General features: G+C 70.4%; 16 protein-coding genes. 6 read left to right on the top strand and 10 right to left on the bottom strand.

What is annotated here, in order from left to right; all coding sequences use genetic code 11:
- Positions 1 to 531 precede the first annotated feature (531 nt).
- Entirely contained in the window at positions 532 to 1326 is a 795-nt protein-coding gene (locus ACK4UM_RS12375; protein ID WP_409799287.1) for a thymidylate synthase, read from the top strand.
- 9 nt (positions 1327 to 1335) lie between these two features.
- Here ACK4UM_RS12375 and ACK4UM_RS12370 read toward each other — a convergent pair whose 3' ends face one another.
- From ACK4UM_RS12370 to ACK4UM_RS12345, 6 genes are all read right to left on the bottom strand, one after another.
- A complete protein-coding gene (locus tag ACK4UM_RS12370; RefSeq protein WP_409799284.1) occupies positions 1336 to 2259 on the bottom strand; it encodes a YihY/virulence factor BrkB family protein in 924 nt (307 codons plus the stop codon).
- 348 nt (positions 2260 to 2607) lie between these two features.
- Complete coding sequence (locus tag ACK4UM_RS12365; RefSeq protein ID WP_409799281.1) at positions 2608 to 3702, bottom strand: MBL fold metallo-hydrolase; 1095 nt, start codon at positions 3700 to 3702, stop codon at positions 2608 to 2610.
- Positions 3699 to 4763, bottom strand: a complete 1065-nt coding sequence (locus ACK4UM_RS12360; protein ID WP_409799278.1) for an ABC transporter ATP-binding protein — start codon at positions 4761 to 4763, stop codon at positions 3699 to 3701. Before ACK4UM_RS12360 ends, ACK4UM_RS12365 begins: the two co-directional genes overlap by 4 nt.
- A 159-nt stretch (positions 4764 to 4922) precedes the next feature.
- Positions 4923 to 5198, bottom strand: a complete 276-nt coding sequence (locus ACK4UM_RS12355) for a hypothetical protein (RefSeq protein ID WP_409799276.1) — start codon at positions 5196 to 5198, stop codon at positions 4923 to 4925.
- Positions 5199 to 5266: 68 nt separating this feature from the next.
- Positions 5267 to 7474, bottom strand: a complete 2208-nt coding sequence (locus ACK4UM_RS12350) for a molybdopterin cofactor-binding domain-containing protein (RefSeq protein ID WP_409799273.1) — start codon at positions 7472 to 7474, stop codon at positions 5267 to 5269.
- 14 nt (positions 7475 to 7488) lie between these two features.
- Positions 7489 to 7944, bottom strand: a complete 456-nt coding sequence (locus tag ACK4UM_RS12345) for a (2Fe-2S)-binding protein (RefSeq protein ID WP_409799270.1) — start codon at positions 7942 to 7944, stop codon at positions 7489 to 7491.
- Positions 7945 to 8146: 202 nt separating this feature from the next.
- Here ACK4UM_RS12345 and ACK4UM_RS12340 point away from each other — a divergent pair, with 202 nt between their 5' ends.
- Positions 8147 to 8608 (top strand): DUF805 domain-containing protein, encoded by a 462-nt coding sequence (locus ACK4UM_RS12340; RefSeq protein ID WP_409799267.1) that lies wholly within the window; start codon positions 8147 to 8149, stop codon positions 8606 to 8608.
- Here ACK4UM_RS12340 and ACK4UM_RS12335 read toward each other — a convergent pair.
- Complete coding sequence (locus tag ACK4UM_RS12335) at positions 8501 to 10486, bottom strand: heavy metal translocating P-type ATPase (RefSeq protein ID WP_409799264.1); 1986 nt, start codon at positions 10484 to 10486, stop codon at positions 8501 to 8503. The genes ACK4UM_RS12340 and ACK4UM_RS12335 overlap by 108 nt on opposite strands.
- Before the next feature lie 251 nt (positions 10487 to 10737).
- Between ACK4UM_RS12335 and ACK4UM_RS12330 the strand changes: the two genes are divergently transcribed.
- The 3 genes from ACK4UM_RS12330 (at position 10738) to ACK4UM_RS12320 (ending at position 13406) form a co-directional block, all read left to right on the top strand.
- Entirely contained in the window at positions 10738 to 11457 is a 720-nt protein-coding gene (locus tag ACK4UM_RS12330; RefSeq protein WP_409799261.1) for a 4'-phosphopantetheinyl transferase family protein, read from the top strand.
- Positions 11454 to 12269: a metallophosphoesterase family protein gene (locus tag ACK4UM_RS12325; RefSeq protein WP_409799259.1), complete on the top strand. Its 816-nt coding sequence runs from the start codon at positions 11454 to 11456 to the stop codon at positions 12267 to 12269. Before ACK4UM_RS12330 ends, ACK4UM_RS12325 begins: the two co-directional genes overlap by 4 nt.
- A gap of 102 nt (positions 12270 to 12371) precedes the next feature.
- Positions 12372 to 13406: a cysteine synthase A gene (locus ACK4UM_RS12320; RefSeq protein WP_409799256.1), complete on the top strand. Its 1035-nt coding sequence runs from the start codon at positions 12372 to 12374 to the stop codon at positions 13404 to 13406.
- On the opposite strand, the gene ACK4UM_RS12315 is transcribed toward ACK4UM_RS12320, so the two are convergent.
- Positions 13315 to 14004 (bottom strand): hypothetical protein, encoded by a 690-nt coding sequence (locus ACK4UM_RS12315; protein ID WP_409799253.1) that lies wholly within the window; start codon positions 14002 to 14004, stop codon positions 13315 to 13317. The genes ACK4UM_RS12320 and ACK4UM_RS12315 overlap by 92 nt on opposite strands.
- 88 nt (positions 14005 to 14092) lie before the next feature.
- Here ACK4UM_RS12315 and ACK4UM_RS12310 point away from each other — a divergent pair, with 88 nt between their 5' ends.
- On the top strand, positions 14093 to 14563 hold the full coding sequence (locus ACK4UM_RS12310) for a hypothetical protein (RefSeq protein WP_409799250.1): 471 nt from the start codon (positions 14093 to 14095) through the stop codon (positions 14561 to 14563).
- A 7-nt stretch (positions 14564 to 14570) separates the two neighbouring features.
- Here ACK4UM_RS12310 and ACK4UM_RS12305 read toward each other — a convergent pair whose 3' ends face one another.
- Both ACK4UM_RS12305 and ettA read right to left on the bottom strand, forming a co-directional pair.
- Positions 14571 to 15272 carry an SDR family NAD(P)-dependent oxidoreductase gene (locus tag ACK4UM_RS12305; RefSeq protein WP_409799247.1) on the bottom strand — a complete coding sequence of 234 codons (702 nt, stop codon included), beginning with the start codon at positions 15270 to 15272 and terminating at the stop codon, positions 14571 to 14573.
- A gap of 171 nt (positions 15273 to 15443) precedes the next feature.
- Positions 15444 to 17096 carry an energy-dependent translational throttle protein EttA gene (gene ettA, locus ACK4UM_RS12300; RefSeq protein WP_409799245.1) on the bottom strand — a complete coding sequence of 551 codons (1653 nt, stop codon included), beginning with the start codon at positions 17094 to 17096 and terminating at the stop codon, positions 15444 to 15446.
- Between the last annotated feature and the right edge of the window lie 80 nt (positions 17097 to 17176).

Genomic DNA, 17176 nt, shown 5'->3' with positions numbered 1-17176 from the left:
CGCAAGCTCCTCGTCCAGATCAACGCCGTCCTCGCCAGGGGCACCCCATGGGTCGAAAATGCCGCGTGAATATTAGTTGCTTCCCCTCCGGTCGCAAGCGACCTCCGGCCGGGGATGACACCGGTGGAGCACTCATCCTGTCGGCGCGACTGACTTGATGACACTGCTAAGAAATATTCCTACACGTCGAAGCGAGAGATTTCTGTGCATGATCGGGAGCGGACCGTTCGTCGCGCGCGATCACCGCTTTGGCCGCTACCTCGTTTCGAGCTATCTGAAGATGCCACGCCGCATCCGGCGGCCTTGCGCGCGTGTCCTTCCCCCTTGGGGGAAGGTGGCTCCGGGCGATAGCCCGGAGACGGATGGGGGTCGTGCAGGACGAGGCTGCGTCGTTTCATCCTGCACGACCCCCACCCCCGGCCCCTCCCCCAAGGGGGAGGGGAGGCCGTCGCGTCTGCGGCGGGCGCGTTAGCGCCTGCTCGACGTGGGAATCAGTGAGGACGAACGGGCAGCCGTCCCGGAGGGAGCGCGATGCGGCAATACCACGATCTCCTGCAGCGGATCCTCGACGAGGGCGTGCGCAAGTCCGACCGCACGGGCACGGGCACGCTGTCCGTCTTCGGCCACCAGATGCGCTTCGATCTCGCCGAGGGCTTTCCCGCGGTGACGACGAAGAAGCTCCACATGAAGTCCGTCGTGCACGAACTCCTCTGGTTCCTCGCCGGCGACACCAATGTCCGCTATCTCAACGAGAACGGCGTTACCATCTGGGACGAGTGGGCGGACGCGCAGGGCGAGCTCGGGCCGGTCTACGGGCACCAATGGCGCTCCTGGGAGAAGCCCGACGGCGGCACGGTGGACCAGATCGCGTGGGTGCTCGACGAGATCCGCCGCAACCCCGATTCGCGCCGGCTCGTGGTCAGCGCCTGGAACCCGGCCGATCTCGACCGGATGGCGCTCGCCCCCTGCCATTGCCTGTTCCAGTTCTACGTCGCGGACGGCCGGCTCTCCTGCCAGCTCTACCAGCGCTCGGCCGACGTGTTCCTCGGCGTGCCCTTCAACATCGCGAGCTACGCGCTCCTCACCCACATGATCGCGCGCGCGACGGAGCTCGAGGTCGGCGATTTCGTCCACACCTTCGGCGACGCGCACCTCTACCTGAATCATGTCGAGCAGGCGCGCCTGCAGCTCTCGCGCGAGCCGCGCCCGCTGCCGCGCCTCGTGATCGAGGAGGGCGTGACGGACCTCTTCGCCTTTCGCTACGAGCACGTCCGCCTCGAAGGCTACGATCCGCATCCTGCGATCAAGGCGCCGATCGCGGTGTGAGGCGCGTCGTCACGACGCGCGCTGGTGGCGCTCGAAGCGACGCAGCGTGTCGCCGTCGCCGCCGCGCATCCGCTCGACGATCTGCGCGTTCGTCTCGGCGCCGATCATGAGCGCGAGCACCATGACGAAGATCCACGTCATCAGGACGACGACGGACGTCGCGGTGCCGTAGAAATGGTCCCACCCTTGCCCGTATTGCAGGTAGAGGGCGAGGAGGATCGAGGCGACGAGGAAGATCGCGGTGGCGACGAAGGGCCCGATGCCGAGCACCCGCCACGAGCGCTCCTTCTCGGCGGCCGCTTGCCCGCCCTCCTCCTCGCGCTTGCCCGCGTGGTTCGGGACGTAGCGATAGACGAGCGCGATGCCGCCCAGGAAGAGGAGCCCGAGGAGCGGCCAGCGCCCCCAGCGCAGAGCCGTCGCGCTCCAGCCCTCGACGAGCGGCAGGACGACGGGCACCGCGGCGATCATCACGAGGGCGAGGAACACGAACAGGAGCCCGCCGACCGCGAGCAGGATGGCCACCCCCTCGCGCCGCATCCGCCCGCGCGTCTCCTCGCAATCGTAGACCATGTTGAGCGTCGTCACGAGGCCGGACGCGCTGCGCTGGATCGTCCAGAAGACGATCGCGAGATTGACGATGAGCGTCACGCCGAGCCCGAGACCCGCGGGGACCTCGGTCAGGAACTCGATCATCAGATCGAGCGTGTCCTCGGGCACGATCTCGCCGAGCGCCTGCAATTCCCGGCGCAGCGCGTCGGGCGGCACGAAGATCCCGATGACGAGCCCGATCGCGGCGAAAGCGGGCATGATCGCGAAGGTCGCGAAGAAGGCGAGCCCCGCCGCGACGAGCATCATCCGGTCGGTCAGCGTCTCGCGCACGACGGTGCGCGCGATCGAGGGCGTCTCCCGAACGGTCTTTCGCGCGCGGTCCATTGGCGAGCCTCTTTCTTGCGGTGAAAATCCCTCCCCGAAGGGGAGGGTGGCCTCCGAGCGAAGCGACGGAGGTCGGGTGGGGCCCGGGTGGCGGCTCTCCTGCACGCGTCGGGCCCCACCCGACCCCTGTCGCTCCGCTCCAGGGGCCACCCTCCCCTATGGGGAGGGATTGCTCCGCTATCAAGGCGAGCGGGGCGGATACGGTTCCGAGGGCAAGCATCCCTCCCCGGAGGGGAGGGTGGCCTCCGAGCGAAGCGACGGAGGTCGGGTGGGGCCCGGGTGGTGACTATTCGCGAAACGTCGGGCCCCACCCGACCCCTGTCGCTCCGCTCCAGGGACCACCCTCCCCTATGGGGAGGGATCGAGCGTGATCGTCGGCTCGGTGGCGAAGCGGATCTGCGGGAGGGCGGCGGCGAGATCGGCCAGGCCCGGCGGCTTGACGAAAGCCGGCATCACGATCTCCGGCTTCGCCTCGTCGAGGGCGGCGGCGAGTTCGGCGAGGGTCGGGTGGACGTTCCAGCGCACGAAGCGCGCCCGCCCGCTCTCCACGAGCCGCTCGGAGGGCGCGCCCTCGGCGAGATGGCCGGTGAAAACGACGGAGACGGCGTCGTCGCCCTCGACGCGTGCGAGGAGATCGGCGGCGGTGCCGGAATCGGCGTTGGCGGAGGCCGCGAGCATCACGCCCCCGGGCGCCCCGTCGGCCGCGAGCGGAGGCGTGCGCGCGAGGAGATTCGCGACCGCCGCCCGCATCGGCGCGGGGCCGATCTCCTGCGCGATCACGATCTCGGCGACCCGCCGCACCGCCGCGTCGAGCCGCACGGGGGCGATGTCGGCGAACGCGAGCGCCATCTCCATGGCCCGCCCGTCCGCCGGAACGGGGAAGAGGACCGGCCTGCCCTCGGCGACGAGCGCGCGCAATTCGGCCTCGGCTTGCGCGTTCGGGCGGTCGTAGGCGCCGTAGGAGGCATCGAGCACGAAGGCGCGGGCGCGCGGAAAGGGCTGCCAGGGATAGAGGCGCGAGGCGCGGGTGTGGTCGCCGGAATAGAGGACGCCGCCCTCACCGCCGATGCGCAGCCAGACGCCGCCGGGCGCGTGGCTCGTCTGCCCGGTCTCGACGGCGAGCCCCGCGATCGTCGTCTCCCCGGAAAGCGGCAGCGTCCGCGCCTGCGCGAGGCGCGGATGGCCGCCGATCGCGATGACGGGCGCGGTCGCGTGGACGGGAACGCCGTCCGGCACGAGATCGAGCCCGCCGATATGATCGGCATGGCCGTGGCTGATCAGGACCGCGTCGAGCGGGCCGATGCCGGCGAGGTCCGGCAGGCGGCCGCGATCGGGGCCCTTGCCGCAATCGAGGAGGAGCCGGACGCCGCCCGTCTCGACGAGGAAGCAGGCCGGCCCCTTGCCGCGAAAGCCGGAGATCGCGGTGACGCGAAGCGCGCTCATGCGCCCCCCTCCGCCGCCAGCACCCAGCCGTCGCGGACGGCGAGGCCGACGGCGCGGCCCGGCTCCGCCGCCTCCGGGGCGGTCAGCACCACCGGCGCCTCGGGAAGGCCCGCGATCGCGAGCGTGATCTCGAAGAAGCCGCCGCGATAGACGCTTTCGCGGACCTGCGCGGGGACGCCCTCCCCCTCGCCGACGAGGGCGAGGTCCTCCGGGCGCAGGCACAGGAGCCCCGCGCCGGCCGGGGCGACCCCGCGCACCGCCAGAGTCTCCCCCGCGAGCCGGATCGTCCGGCGCCCCTCCTCCGAAGGCCCGAGCACCTCCACCGGCACGAGCGCGCCGCGGCCGACGAAGCGCGCGACCATCGCGCTCGCGGGCGAGCGGTAGAGCGCGCGCGGGGCGTCGACCTGAACGAGGCGGCCCTCGTGCATCACCGCGACCGTATCGGCGAGCGCCATGGCCTCCGACTGATCGTGGGTGACGGCGACGAAAGTCGCGCCGCTCTCGCGATGGAGGCGGCGGAATTCCTGCTGCATCGTCTCGCGCAGATGCGCGTCGAGATTGGCGAGCGGCTCGTCGAGGAGCACGACGGGCGGCTCGAGCGCGAGGCAGCGCGCGAGCGCCACGCGCTGGCGCTGGCCGCCGGAGAGCTGCGCAGGCTTTCGCGCGGCGTAGTCGGAGAGGCCCACCATCGCGAGCGCGTCCGCGACCCGCCGCCGACGCTTCTCGGCCGGCAACCGGCGCACGCGCAGGCCGAAGGCGACGTTCTCCGCGACGCTCATGTGGGGCCACAGCGCGTAGGATTGGAACACCATCCCGAGCCCGCGCTCCTCGGGCTCGACGAAGCGAGCGCCGTCCGCGACGACGTTCCCTGCGATGGCGATGCGCCCGGCGCAGGGGCGCTCGAGGCCGGCGACGAGGCGCAGCAGGGTCGTCTTTCCGCAGCCCGACGGGCCGAGCAGCGCGAGGAAGGCGCCGCGCTCGACGCTCAGCGACACGTCCGCGACCGCCGCCGCCCCCGTGCCGAAGCGCTTCGTCACCCCGATGAGCTCGAGCCCGTGCATGCCGCTCCCGTCCGCTTGGCCGATCCCGCCCACCGACGCCGTGATGCGCGGGCGGGTGTTACGGGATTATGACGCGGATGGCAAAACGCGCGGACGGGTCGCGGGGTCGCGAGGCACGGGATCGCGAGGCGAGAAATCGCGAGACACGAGATCGCGCGCTCAATCGGCCGTCGGCAGGCGGCGCATGGTGAACTCGATGAGCCCGTCGTCGGTGACCCGCCAACTCTCCACGCGCGTCATGTAGGCCGCCTTCGGGTAGCGGCGGAACCAGTCCCGCGCCGTCTCCCGGGCCTCCTCGCGCGGGAGACGGTAGGTCTCCCGGCTGAAGCCGCCAGGCGCATCCCGACCCGCATCCCGATCCTCGGGCGCCCGCGATCCCGTCCGCGCCGCGACGCGCCGCGCGAGATCGGCCGGAGTGCGGGTCGTGCGCGCCATGGCACGGGGTCTCCTTAAGAGCAGCTTCGCGAAATCTAGGGCCGCGGGGAGACGGAGTCGAATCGGCTCTAAGCCCCCTCCCCCGCCGACAGATCGAGCGGCAGAGAATTGACCCTTCGCCCCGTCGCCGCGAAGACGGCGTTGGCGATCGCGGGGCCGAGGGTCGGGACGGCGGGTTCGCCGATGCCGGTGGGCTCTGCGTCGGAGGGGACGATGTGGACCTCGACGCGGGGCATCTCGGAGAAGCGGGTCGGCGCGTAGGCGTCGAAATTCGTCTCGCGCACGCGCCCGCGATCGAGCGTCACCCGCTCGCGCAGCACGCTCGACAGCGCGAAGCCGACCGAGCCCTCGACCTGCGCGCGGATCACGTCCGGATTGACCGGGATGCCGCAATCGACGGCGGCGACGATCCGGGCCACGCGGATCGCGGTGGCGTCGACCTCGACCTCCGCCACCATCGCGACCGCGCTGCCGAAGGAGCGGTGGACCGCGACGCCGCGGCCGCGATTGGCCCCCATCGCCCCGCCGTCCCAGCCCGCCTGTTCCGCCGCGAGCCGCAGCACCGCCGCCTCGCGCGGGGCGGCTTCGAGCAGCGCGAGGCGGTAGGCGACGGGGTCCTCGCCAGCCGCGTGAGCGAGCGCGTCGATCGTCGTCTCCATCACGTGGGCCGTGTGGGTGTGGCCGACCGCGCGCCACCAGAGGACGGGCACGAGCTCGCGGGTATTGTGCACTTCGAGCCGCCGATCGGGGATGGCGTAGGGCGTCGCTTGCGCGCCCTCGACGCTCGTCGGGTCGACGCCGCTCGCCATGATGAGCGCCTCGAAGGGGCTGCCGAGCATGATCGACTTGCCCACGATCCGGTGCATCCAACCCGAGATGCGCCCTTGCGCATCGAGCCCCGCGCGGACCTTGTGCACGACGAGCGGTCGGTAATGGCCCGCCGCCATGTCGTCCTCGCGCGTCCAGACGAGCTTGATCGGCGCCCGCGCCCCGCTCGCCTTCAGGATGTGGGCCGCCTCCATCACCCAATCGGCCGTGGGCACCGCACGCCGGCCGAAGGAGCCGCCGGCATAGACGGTCTCGAGATGGACGCGGTCGGGCGTCGTGCCGAACAGGCCGGCGATCGCCGCCTGGTCGATGGTCGGGATCTGGAAGGCGCCGTAAGCGGCGATCGTGCCGTCGTCCCGCCGCTCGATCGTGCCGCCCATCGGCTCCATCGTGGCGTGAGCGAGATAGGGGAAGACGTGCTCGGCCTCGACGATCCGCGTCGCCCGCGCGAGCGCCTCGCCCGCCTCGCCGACGCGCGCGGCGACGCTGCCGGGGCGATCGGCAAGCGCGCGGAACTCGGCCGCGAGCTCCTCCGTCGAGCGCGTCTCCGCGCGGCTCTCGTCCCAGGTCACCCGCAGCGCCTCGCGCCCCTTCATCGCCGACCAGGTGTCGCGCGCGAGCACCGCGACGCCCGACGGGATCGCGACGACGTCGACGACGCTCGGCACCGCGCGGGCATCCGCATCGTCATAGGCGGCGACGCGCGCGCCGAAGAGCGGGGGATGGGCGACGAGCGCGGTGAGCGCACCCTCGCGGCGGACGTCGATCGAATAGACCGCGCGGCCCGTGATCTTCTCCGGCGAGTCGATGCGCGGCACGTGCTTGCCGATGAAGACCCAGGCCTCGGGCGGCTTGAGGGCGGGGTCGCTCGGCACGGGCAGGCGCGCGGCCGCCTCCGCGAAGGCGCCGAAGCCGGCCTCGCGGCCGCTCCCCGCATGCGCGATGCGCCCGCGCGCGATCGCGATCTCCCCCGCCGGCACGCCCCATTCGGCGGCGGCGGCCTCGACGAGCATCGCGCGCGCCGCCGCACCCGCCTTGCGCAGCTGCACCCAGGAGCCCGCGAGCGCGGTCGAGCCGCCGGTGCCCTGGACGGGGCCCCAGGAGAGATTGGCGTAGCGCGCGGCGTCGGCGGGGGCGAACTCGAAACGCATCTGCGCCCAATCGGCGTCGAGCTCCTCGGCGACGAGGGTGGTGAGCCCCGTCGCGATGCCCTGGCCCTTGTCGAGATGCTTGACGATGACGGTCACCCGATCGTCCGCGCCGATGCGCACGAAGGCGTCGGGCGCGGCCGGCGGATCGAAGCGGCGCGGCGCATCGCCCGCCGCCCGTGCGATGCGCGAGCCGGCGCCCGTCGCGACGCCGATCAGGAGCGCGCCCGCGAGCGCGCCGCCGCCCAGAACGAGGCCGCGGCGGGTCGGCGCGGGGGGAGCGGGGAGCTTGAAGAGCATGCGATCCCCTCCCCTCAGCCGAGCCGCGCGGCGGCGTCGCCGATCGCGGCCTTGATGCGCTGATACGTGCCGCAGCGGCAGATATGCCCCTCCATCGCGGCCTCGATCTCCGCCGCGCCGGGCCGCGGATTCTCCGTGAGGAGCGCGATCGCCGCCATCAGCTGACCCGATTGGCAATAGCCGCATTGCACGACGTCGAGCTCGGTCCACGCCGCGCGCACCGCCTCCGCGACCGGCCCCTCCACCCCCTCGATCGTGGTGATCGCCGCCCCCTCCACCGCCGCGAGCGGCGTGACGCAGGCGCGGATCGGCATCCCGTCGAGATGCACCGTGCACGCCCCGCATTGCGCGATCCCGCAGCCGAACTTGGTGCCGGTGAGCCCCGCATGGTCGCGCAGCGCCCACAGGAGCGGCATGTCGGGATCGAGATCGAGCGCGGTCTCGCGGCCGTTGAGGACGAAGCGGATCATCGGGGGCGGTGTCTCCTGTCGCAGGGAGAAGATAGGGCGCGCGGGGGGAGAGGGCGAGGCGGCAATGCGTCCCGTTGTGCAAAACGCTTTTGAAACGACGAAGACACTAGCCTCGGCACGCTGGGGTGGTTGACAGCGGTCATGCCTCAAGATAGCGATAAGAGATGATACTCTCGACTAAGTTGTGGAGCTATAGGGCGGAATGCTACAGGTGATCGCAGGACTCGGCTGGATCTTCGCGTTGTTCATGAGCTTTCGAGGGCGCATCTCACGCGTGCCCTATACGCTCGCTTCGATATGCTTGCTGTTCATGTACTTTTACATGCAAGAACTTGATCAAATCATATCGAGGCACCAAATTCCGCCAGCCGATATGGTCTTGACTTTTCTAGCATTGGTCATCGTTCAGATATGGTTTAATGCTGCACTGCTGATCAAGAGACTCCATGACGTCGGACTGGGAGCGTCCTACTTGTTGTTTTACGTGATCCCTGTGATCGCTGGAATCGTGAACGTTCTTACATTCCAAATTCCGTTCCTGTTGGAGGCAGCCTCCTTACCCGGAGGCATCCTGGCGATCGCGCTGATTTTCACGCGGGGCCAGCGGCATGCCAATGCCTACGGGCCGCCGCCGAACGCGCCAAAGACGGTTTCGATCGCCTGACGAGGTCGAGCGCGACCGCAGGAGGCGCAGGCCGTTGGCGACGACGAGCAGCGTTCCGCCCTCGTGGCCGACGACCGCGAGCGGCAGCGGCAGCGCGAAGAACAGGGTCGCGACCACGAGCGCGAGCATGGCTCCGATCGCGAAGGCGAGGTTCTGGCGGATGATCGCGTTCGTCCGCCGCGCGAGCGCCGCCGCCTCCGCGAGCCGGCCGAGATCGTCGGCGAGGAGAGCGACTTCGGCCGCCTGCAGCGCGACCTCGCTGCCCGCCGCGCCCATGGCGATCCCGATATCGGCGCGGGCGAGCGCGCCGGCATCGTTGACGCCGTCGCCGACGAAGGCGATGGGGCCCTCCTCCCGCAGCGCCGCGATCCGCGCCACCTTGTCCTCCGGCAGGAGGCCGCCGACGGCGTCCTCGTCGCGGATGCCGATCCGCGCGCCGACGGCGCGGGCGACGTCGGGATGATCGCCGCTGAGCATCACGATCCGCCGCGCGCCCGCAGCCCGCAGAGCCGCGAGCGCCGCGCGGGCGGTCGGGCGCACCCGGTCGGCGACGTCGATCGCGGCGAGCACGGCGTCCCCGCGGCCGAGGAAGACGCGCGAGGCCCCCGCTTCGGGGCGCGCGAGACGCTCCTCGGTCGCCTCGGCCATGGCGCCGAAGCGCGCGGCGAGACGGCGCGTGCCGGCCCAGAGCGGCGCTCCCGAAGCGTCCTGCGCGACGATCCCCTCCCCCACCACGATGCGGACGTCGTCGACCGGCGCCGGCGAGACCGCCTCGGCCGCGGCCGCGCGGCGGATCGCGTCCGCGATCGGGTGCTCGGACTGCGCCTCGAGCCCGGCGAGGAGCGCCATCGCGTCCTCGCGCGCGATCGCGAGCGGGTGGAGCGCGACGACTTCCGGCCGCCCTTGCGTCAGCGTGCCCGTCTTGTCGAAGGCGAAGGTGCGCACCGACCCGAGCGTCTCGAGCGCCGCGCCGCCCTTGAACAGAACGCCGCCGCGTGCCGCCGCCGAGATCGCCGAGAGGATCGCGGCGGGCACGCTGATCACGATCGCGCAGGGGCTCGCCGCGACGAGCAGCGTCGCCGCACGGTAGAGCGCGTCCTCCCCCGCATGGCCGAGGCCGACGAGGACGAGGAAGGCGGCGAGCGAGCCGACGAGCACCCCGATCGTGTAGCGCCGGCCGAACCAGGCGCTGAAGCGCTCGCTCGGGGCCTTGGCGGCCTGCGCCTGCGTCACGAGCGCGATTATGCGCGCGACGGTGCTCTCCGCCGCGCTCTTGAGGACGCGCACCTGCAGGACGCCGTGGAGATTGACCGTCGCCTCGAAGACCGCCGCGCCGGGCCCCTTGGCGACCGGGATCGGCTCGCCGGTGACGCTCGCCTCGTCCACGTGCGAGGCGCCGCTCTCGACCGCGCCGTCGACCGGCACGCGCTCACCGGGGCGCACGACGACGCGATCCCCCGGCGCGAGCGCGCCGACCGCGACGTCCGCGACCGTGCCGTCCTCGGCGAGCTTGTGGGCGACCGAGGGGCGCAGCTTCATCAAAGCCTCGACCGCGCGCGTCGCCCGGCCCATCGCATGGTCCTGGAGCGCGGTCGCGACGGCGAAGAGGACGAGCAGGATCGCCCCATCGCGCACCTCGCCGACGGAAGCGGCGGCGACCGCCGCGATCACCATGAGGAGGTCGATGTCGAGACCACGCTCGCGCAGGAGCGCCCGCAGCGCCGTGAGGGCGGCCGGCAGGCCCGCGGTCGCGTAGACGAGCGCGTAGCCGGCGAGGCTCGCGAGCGGGTTCCCGACGGCGAAATCGCCGACGAGACCGACGAGGAGACCCGCGACCGCGGCGAGCGCAAGGTAGGCGGAGGGCGAGAGCTTGGGCATCTATTCATCCAGTTTAGAATAGATCTAAAGGGTGCGGCAGGCTCCCGCCATGAGCAGGAGTACGGACCCCCCTCCCCAGCCCGCGCGAGCGACGCCTTGACAGGCTCCGACACCTGCGTGCACATCCGCGCCGGTCGGCCGGACGCGTGGGGCCGATCCATCGCGCGAGGTCCGTCTTGGCCGCATCCGCGACGTCTCTCGGAGATCGTCCCCTCCGCCCGCTGCCCCCTGGGCGCGTCGAGGTCTGGCTCGTGCGTCTCGATGCGGCGATCGAGGCGCGCGTTCCGGCCTTCGAGGCTCTCCTCGACGAGAGCGAGCGGGCCCGCCGTGCGCGCTTCAAGGCGCAGGGGGCGGCGCTGCAGCATCTCGTCGGCCGCGCGCTCGTGCGCTGCAGCCTGTCGCTCTATGCCGACGTCGCGCCGGAGGCCTGGCGGTTCGAGCCGAACCGCTATGGCTGCCCCGCGATCGCCGCGCCGGCCGGCACCGACCTCGTCTTCAACCTCTCCCACACCGACGGGCTCGTCGCCTGCGCGGTCGCGCGCGGGCTCGCGGTCGGGGTCGATGTCGAGCGCGTCGAGCGCCGGGTCGAGGTGGAGAAGCTCGCGCGCTACAGTTTCGCCCCGAGCGAGGCGGAGACCCTGCTCGCGGCCCCGGACGAGGCGCGGCGGGAGCTGTTCTTCGCCTATTGGACGTTGAAGGAGGCCTATATCAAGGCGCGCGGCATGGGGCTCGCGCTCCCCCTCGACGGTTTCGCCTTCGACGTCGCCGGGGAGCAGCCGACGATCGCGTTCTCGGAGACCTGTCCCGACGATCCGAACGCCTGGCTCTTCCGCCGCGCCCGTCCGACGCCGGAGCACCGCCTGGCGCTCGCGATCGCCCATGCGGGCCGCCCCGTCGAGATCGCCTGCCGCTGGACCGTTCCGCTCGATGCGGCGCGCGCCGACGCGGGCGGGGGAGCCGTTCCCCTGTGAAGCTGTTTGCGATCAGCGATCTGCATCTCGGCCACGAAGAGAACCGGGCGGCGCTCGACGAGATTCGCCCGCGTCCGGACGATTGGCTCGTGATCGCCGGGGATGTCGGCGAGCACGCCGAGCACCTCGCCTTCGCTTTCGAGGCGCTCGGGCCGAAATTCCGGCAGCTCGTCTGGGTTCCTGGCAATCACGAGCTTTGGGCTCGTCCCGGCGGCGACGGTCTGCGCGGGGTGGCGCGCTACGAGCGGCTCGTCGCCGAGTGCCGCCGCCACGGCGTGATCACGCCCGAGGACCCCTATCCCGTCGAGACCTTCGGCGGGGTGCGGGTGCGCCTCGTGCCGATGTTCCTCCTCTACGATTACAGCTTCCGCCCCGCCGACATCCCCCTCGAGGGCGCGCTCGACTGGGCCCGCGAGACCGGGATCGTCTGCGCCGACGAGTTGTGGCTGCGGCCCGATCCGCATCCGAGCCGGATCGCCTGGTGCGAGGCGCGGGTGGCGCAGACGCGGGCGCGGCTCGAGGCCTGCGACGACGGTCTCCCGACCGTGCTCGTCAACCATTGGCCGTTGCGCGCGGACCGCGCGTTCCTGCCGCGCATCCCCCGCTTCTCGCTCTGGTGCGGCACCATCGCGACGGAGGATTGGCACCTGCGCTTCCGCGCCCGCGCCGTGATCAGCGGCCACCTCCACATCCAGTCGACCGCCTATCGCGACGGCGTGCGCTTCGACGAGGTCTCGCTCGGCTATCCGCGCCAATGGGTCGGGCGCCGCGAGCCCGATGCCTGCGTGCGCGAGATCCCGTTGCGGGGGTGAGCGCATTCCGCGCACTCGCTTGTGGAATATCGAATATTCTCGCTTTCCGCGGTGGAATGCGCTAGCAAGGCCGCTCGCGCCCGCGCTCCCGAGGAGACCTCCATGATCCACCGTTCCGTCATCGACGCGATCGGCAACACGCCGCTCATCCGGCTGAACGGTCCCTCCGAGGCGACGGGCTGCGAGATCCTCGGCAAGGCGGAGTTCCTCAATCCCGGCCAGTCGGTGAAGGACCGCGCCGCGCTCGCGATCATCCGCGACGCTGAGGCGCGCGGCCTCCTGCGCCCGGGCGGCTTGATCGTCGAGGGCACGGCCGGCAATACAGGCATCGGGCTCGCGATGGTCGGCAACGCGCTCGGCTACCGCACCGTCATCGTGATCCCCGAGACGCAGTCTCAGGAGAAGAAGGACGCGCTGCGCGCGCTCGGCGCCGAGCTCGTCGAGGTGCCGGCGGTTCCCTACGCCAATCCGAACAATTACGTGAAGGTCTCGGGCCGCCTCGCCGAGCATCTCGCCAAGACCGAGCCGAACGGCGCCATCTGGGCGAACCAGTTCGACAACACCGCCAATCGCCGCGGCCATTACGAGACGACCGGCCCCGAGATCTTCGCCCAATGCGGCGGCGAGCTCGACGGCTTCGTCTGCGCGGTGGGCTCCGGCGGCACGATCGCGGGCGTCGGCATGGCGCTCAAGGAGCGCGACCCCACCATCACGATCGGCCTCGCCGATCCGATGGGCGCGGCGCTCTTCTCCTACTACACCTCGGGCAACCTCTCCGCGCAGGGCGGCTCGATCACCGAGGGCATCGGCCAGGGCCGCATCACCGCCAATCTCGAGGGCGCCCCCGTCGACGTCGCCTTCCAGATCCCCGACGAGGAGGCGCTGCCCATCGTCTTCGACCTCGTCGAGAAGGAGGGCCTCGTGCTCGGCGGCTCGTCCGGCATCAACATAGCCGGCGCCATCCGCCTCGCCCGCCAATTGGGCCCGGGGCATCGGATCGTGACGATCCTGTGCGATTACGGGACGCGGTACCAGTCGAAGCTGTTCAACCCGGAGTTCTTGAGGGGGAAGGGGCTTCCGGTGCCGGGGTGGTTGGAGCGGGGGAAGGGGGTGGATGTGGGGGTTGTGATGGGGTGAGGCCGAAGATCTCGAGGCCTTGGGCGTAGGAGCCGATCTCCTCGGCTCGACGATCGCTGAGCCGAACGGTCCCTTTCGTCGCACGTTCGGTCCAATAGCGACCCTCGATCTCCTGCGCGCCGCGACGCACCTTTTCAAAGAGAGCGCAGCCGTAATGAATCGGCTCGTCGTGCTCCGAGCGAACGTTGCAGATGAACGGCACGGACAGCGTGAAAAGGTCATCACGGTCGATTTCGATCGTGGCCCCGATAGACTCGGAGCGTGCATTGTCCGTCCAGACCAGAACAGTGGTCGAGGTCAGGGTCTGTTCGATCACCGCGAAGGCCGTCTTCTTCACCTTCGAGCCGGTGACCGGGTCCACGTAGTCAGAATCGATCTCGTAGCGCCAGGTGCCAGTCAGATCGGGGTGCTTGACGACCGAGCCGTTCAGGAATCGCCAGCGCCAAGCATGGCGTGCGAAGTACAAGAAGAAGAGGCTGATCGCCGCGACGATCGAGCTCGCATACGCCAGCGCCGTCGTGCCGAGCAGAAGCCAAGCGACGCCAATGACCGCAAGCGTCACGTAGATGATGGCCTTGACCAGACTTTCGAGAGGCATGTCGACCCGGCTCGCGTGTGGACGAGCTTATACAGCAATCCAGGACTGGTGTATAGCCGCCGCGGCAATCTTCGTGTATCGTCGACGCATGACCATCGAGGACGACGATCGCGAGGAAGTCCTGCTACGCGCCCTCGAGGGCGTGCAGGCGATCGTCTGTTTTCATACGGGCCGGGACCTCCCGCGCTACGTCGCTCCGATGCTCCGAGAGCCCACGCCGCCGATCGGCCAGCTTTTCGGTGCGCGTTTCTCGGACCTCTTCGAGATGGCGCGGGCGGCGAACCCCGCTATCGAGGACGGCGCGGTGATGATCGGCCGCGAGAGGGTGGGGGAGCCATTCCAAGTCCGCGGCTGGTCCTACCGCCTGTACCCCCCGCCGAGCTTCGTCGCCGGCTTGCCGAACATGGGGTCGGGCTTCAACAGCTGCCTCGAGCTCTCGGTGGTGCCGAATGTGGACCTCGTCGCCAAGTCGAGCGACCACGGCCTCTATCTCTTCGAGCGCGGAAACTGGTCGCTCGTGCGCAAACCCGCGCCGAGCCTCGCGATGGGGTGGCGCTAACCTTCCCTCACCACTCCAACCGCCCCCCATCGAAATTCCAGAACCCGCCCGCAATCTCCGGCCCCAATCGCTCCACCAGCGCCATCAGCCCCGCGACGCTCTCCTCGATCGCGATGTCCGCGCCCTCGCCGCCCATGTCGGTCCTCACCCAGCCGGGGTGGCAGGTGGCGAGGTGGATGTTCTGGGGGGCGAGGTCGACCGCGAGGCCTCGGGCGAGCTTGTTGAGGGCGGCTTTCGAGGCGCGGTAGGGCATCGCGTTCGATTTCGCGATCGAGAGGCTGCCCATCACGCTCGAGATCGCGAGCACGCGCGCCCGGCCGCGCGCGCGCGCCGCGCGGACGAGGTGCGGGTGGAGCGCCTGGACGAGGCGCAGCGGCCCGAGCACGTTGACGTCGAACACGTCCGCATAAGCGGACGGGTCGGAATGCAGGGTGTCGGCCGTGCGCTCGCCCATGATGCCGGCCGACGCGATCAGCACGTCGAGCGGCTCGTCGAGCCCGTCGGCCATGGCCGCGAGGCTTGCCGCGTCGCGCATGTCCGCCTCGAACAGCCGCAGACGCCCGGACCCCAGCGCGTCGGCATAGGTCGCGGGAAGGCGCGTCGCGTCGCGCAGCGTTCCGATCACGCGCCAGCCGTCCCGCAGATAGGCCTCCGTGAGCCCGCGGCCGATGCCGCGGGAGATTCCGGAGATCAGAATGGTGCCCGTCATCGCGCGCTCCTGTCGTCGTCTCCCCTCTCCCGGACGGGAGAGGGGTCGGGGGTGAGGGCACAGGCTCCGACAGGCGAGCGATCGGCCTGAAGCCCGTAGCCCGAAAGCGGAAGCGACGGTCCCCTCACCCTTGCCCCTCTCCCGGCCGGGAGAGGGGTCCTTCGTTCGGCCTCACCGCGAGAACTTCTTGTACTTGATTCGGTGCGGGATGGTGGAATCCGTTCCCAGACGCCGCTTCTTGTCCTCTTCGTAGTCCTGGAAATTGCCCTCGAACCACTCGACATGGCTGTCGCCCTCGAAGGAGAGGATGTGGGTCGCGATGCGGTCGAGGAACCAGCGATCGTGGCTGATGATCACGGCGCAGCCGGCGTAATCCTCGAGCGCCTCTTCGAGCGCGCGCAGGGTGTCGACGTCGAGATCGTTGGTCGGCTCGTCGAGGAGGAGGACGTTGGCGCCCGATTTCAGGATCTTGGCGAGGTGCACGCGGTTGCGCTCGCCGCCCGAGAGCACGCCGACCTTCTTCTGCTGGTCCGCGCCCTTGAAGTTGAAGGCGGCGCAATAGGCGCGGGAATTCATCTCGCGCTTGCCGAGATAGATCACGTCGTTGCCGCCCGAGATCTCCTCCCAGACGGACTTGTTGGCGTCGAGCGTGTCGCGCGACTGGTCGACATAGCCGAGCTTCACCGTCTCGCCGACGCTGATCGAGCCCGCATCCGGCTGTTCCTGGCCGGTGATCATGCGAAACAAGGTCGTCTTGCCCGCGCCGTTCGGCCCGATCACCCCGACGATGCCGCCCGGCGGGAGCTTGAAGTCGAGGCCGTCGATGAGGAGGCGGTCGCCATAGCCTTTCTGGAGGCCCTCCGCGTCGATGACGTTCTGGCCGAGCCGCTCGGCGATCGGGATGATGATCTGGGCAGTGGCGGGCCCGCGCTCCTGCGACTTCGCGACGAGCTCCTCGTAGCGGGCGATACGGGCCTTGGACTTCGTCTGCCGCGCCTTCTGCGAGGCGGAGACCCATTCGCGCTCGCGCTCGATGGTGCGCTGGCGCGCCTCGTCCTCGCGCGCCTCCTGCTGCAGGCGCTTCTGCTTCTGCTCGAGCCAGGAGGAATAATTGCCCTCGTAGGGGATGCCGCGGCCGCGGTCGAGCTCGAGGATCCAGCCCGTGACGTTGTCGAGGAAGTAGCGATCGTGGGTGACGATCAGGATCGCGCCCGGATAGGAGCGCAGATGGCCTTCGAGCCAGGCCACGGTCTCGGCGTCGAGATGGTTCGTCGGCTCGTCGAGGAGGAGGAGCTCCGGCTGCTCGAGCAGGAGCTTGCACATCGCGACGCGACGCTTCTCGCCGCCCGAGAGCGCGCCGACATCCGCCTCGTCGGGCGGGCAGCGCAGGGCGTCCATCGCCTGCTCGACCTTCGAATCGAGATCCCAGAGCCCCTTGGCTTCGATCTCGTCCTGGAGCGCCGTCATCTCGTCGGCGGTCTCCTCGGAATAGTTCATCGCGAGCTCGTTGTAGCGCTCGAGGATCGCCTTCTGCGCGGCGACGCCGAGCTCGACGTTCTGGCGGACGTTGAGCGAGGCATCGAGCTGCGGCTCCTGCGGCAGGTAGCCGACGCGGGCGCCCTCGGCGACCCAGGCCTCGCCGGTCCAGTCCTTGTCGTAGCCGGCCATGATCTTGAGGAGCGTCGACTTGCCCGCGCCGTTCGGCCCGAGCACGCCGATCTTCGCGTCGGGATAGAAGGACAGGTGGATGTTGTCCAACACCTTCTTGCCGCCGGAATAGGCCTTGGAGAGGCCTCGCATGTGATAGATGAACTGTCTGGCCACGGCCGCATCCTGTCGCGCGTTTGGGGTGAGATGGGGCTTCGATTACCAGTCCGGACGGCGCCCGGCAAGGCGGAGAGGGA

The organism is Salinarimonas sp. (assembly GCF_046292825.1).
GTDB lineage: Bacteria > Pseudomonadota > Alphaproteobacteria > Rhizobiales > Beijerinckiaceae > Salinarimonas.
The sequence above is the reverse complement of the archived record's forward strand: the minus strand, read 5'-3'. Positions and strand labels throughout refer to the sequence as shown.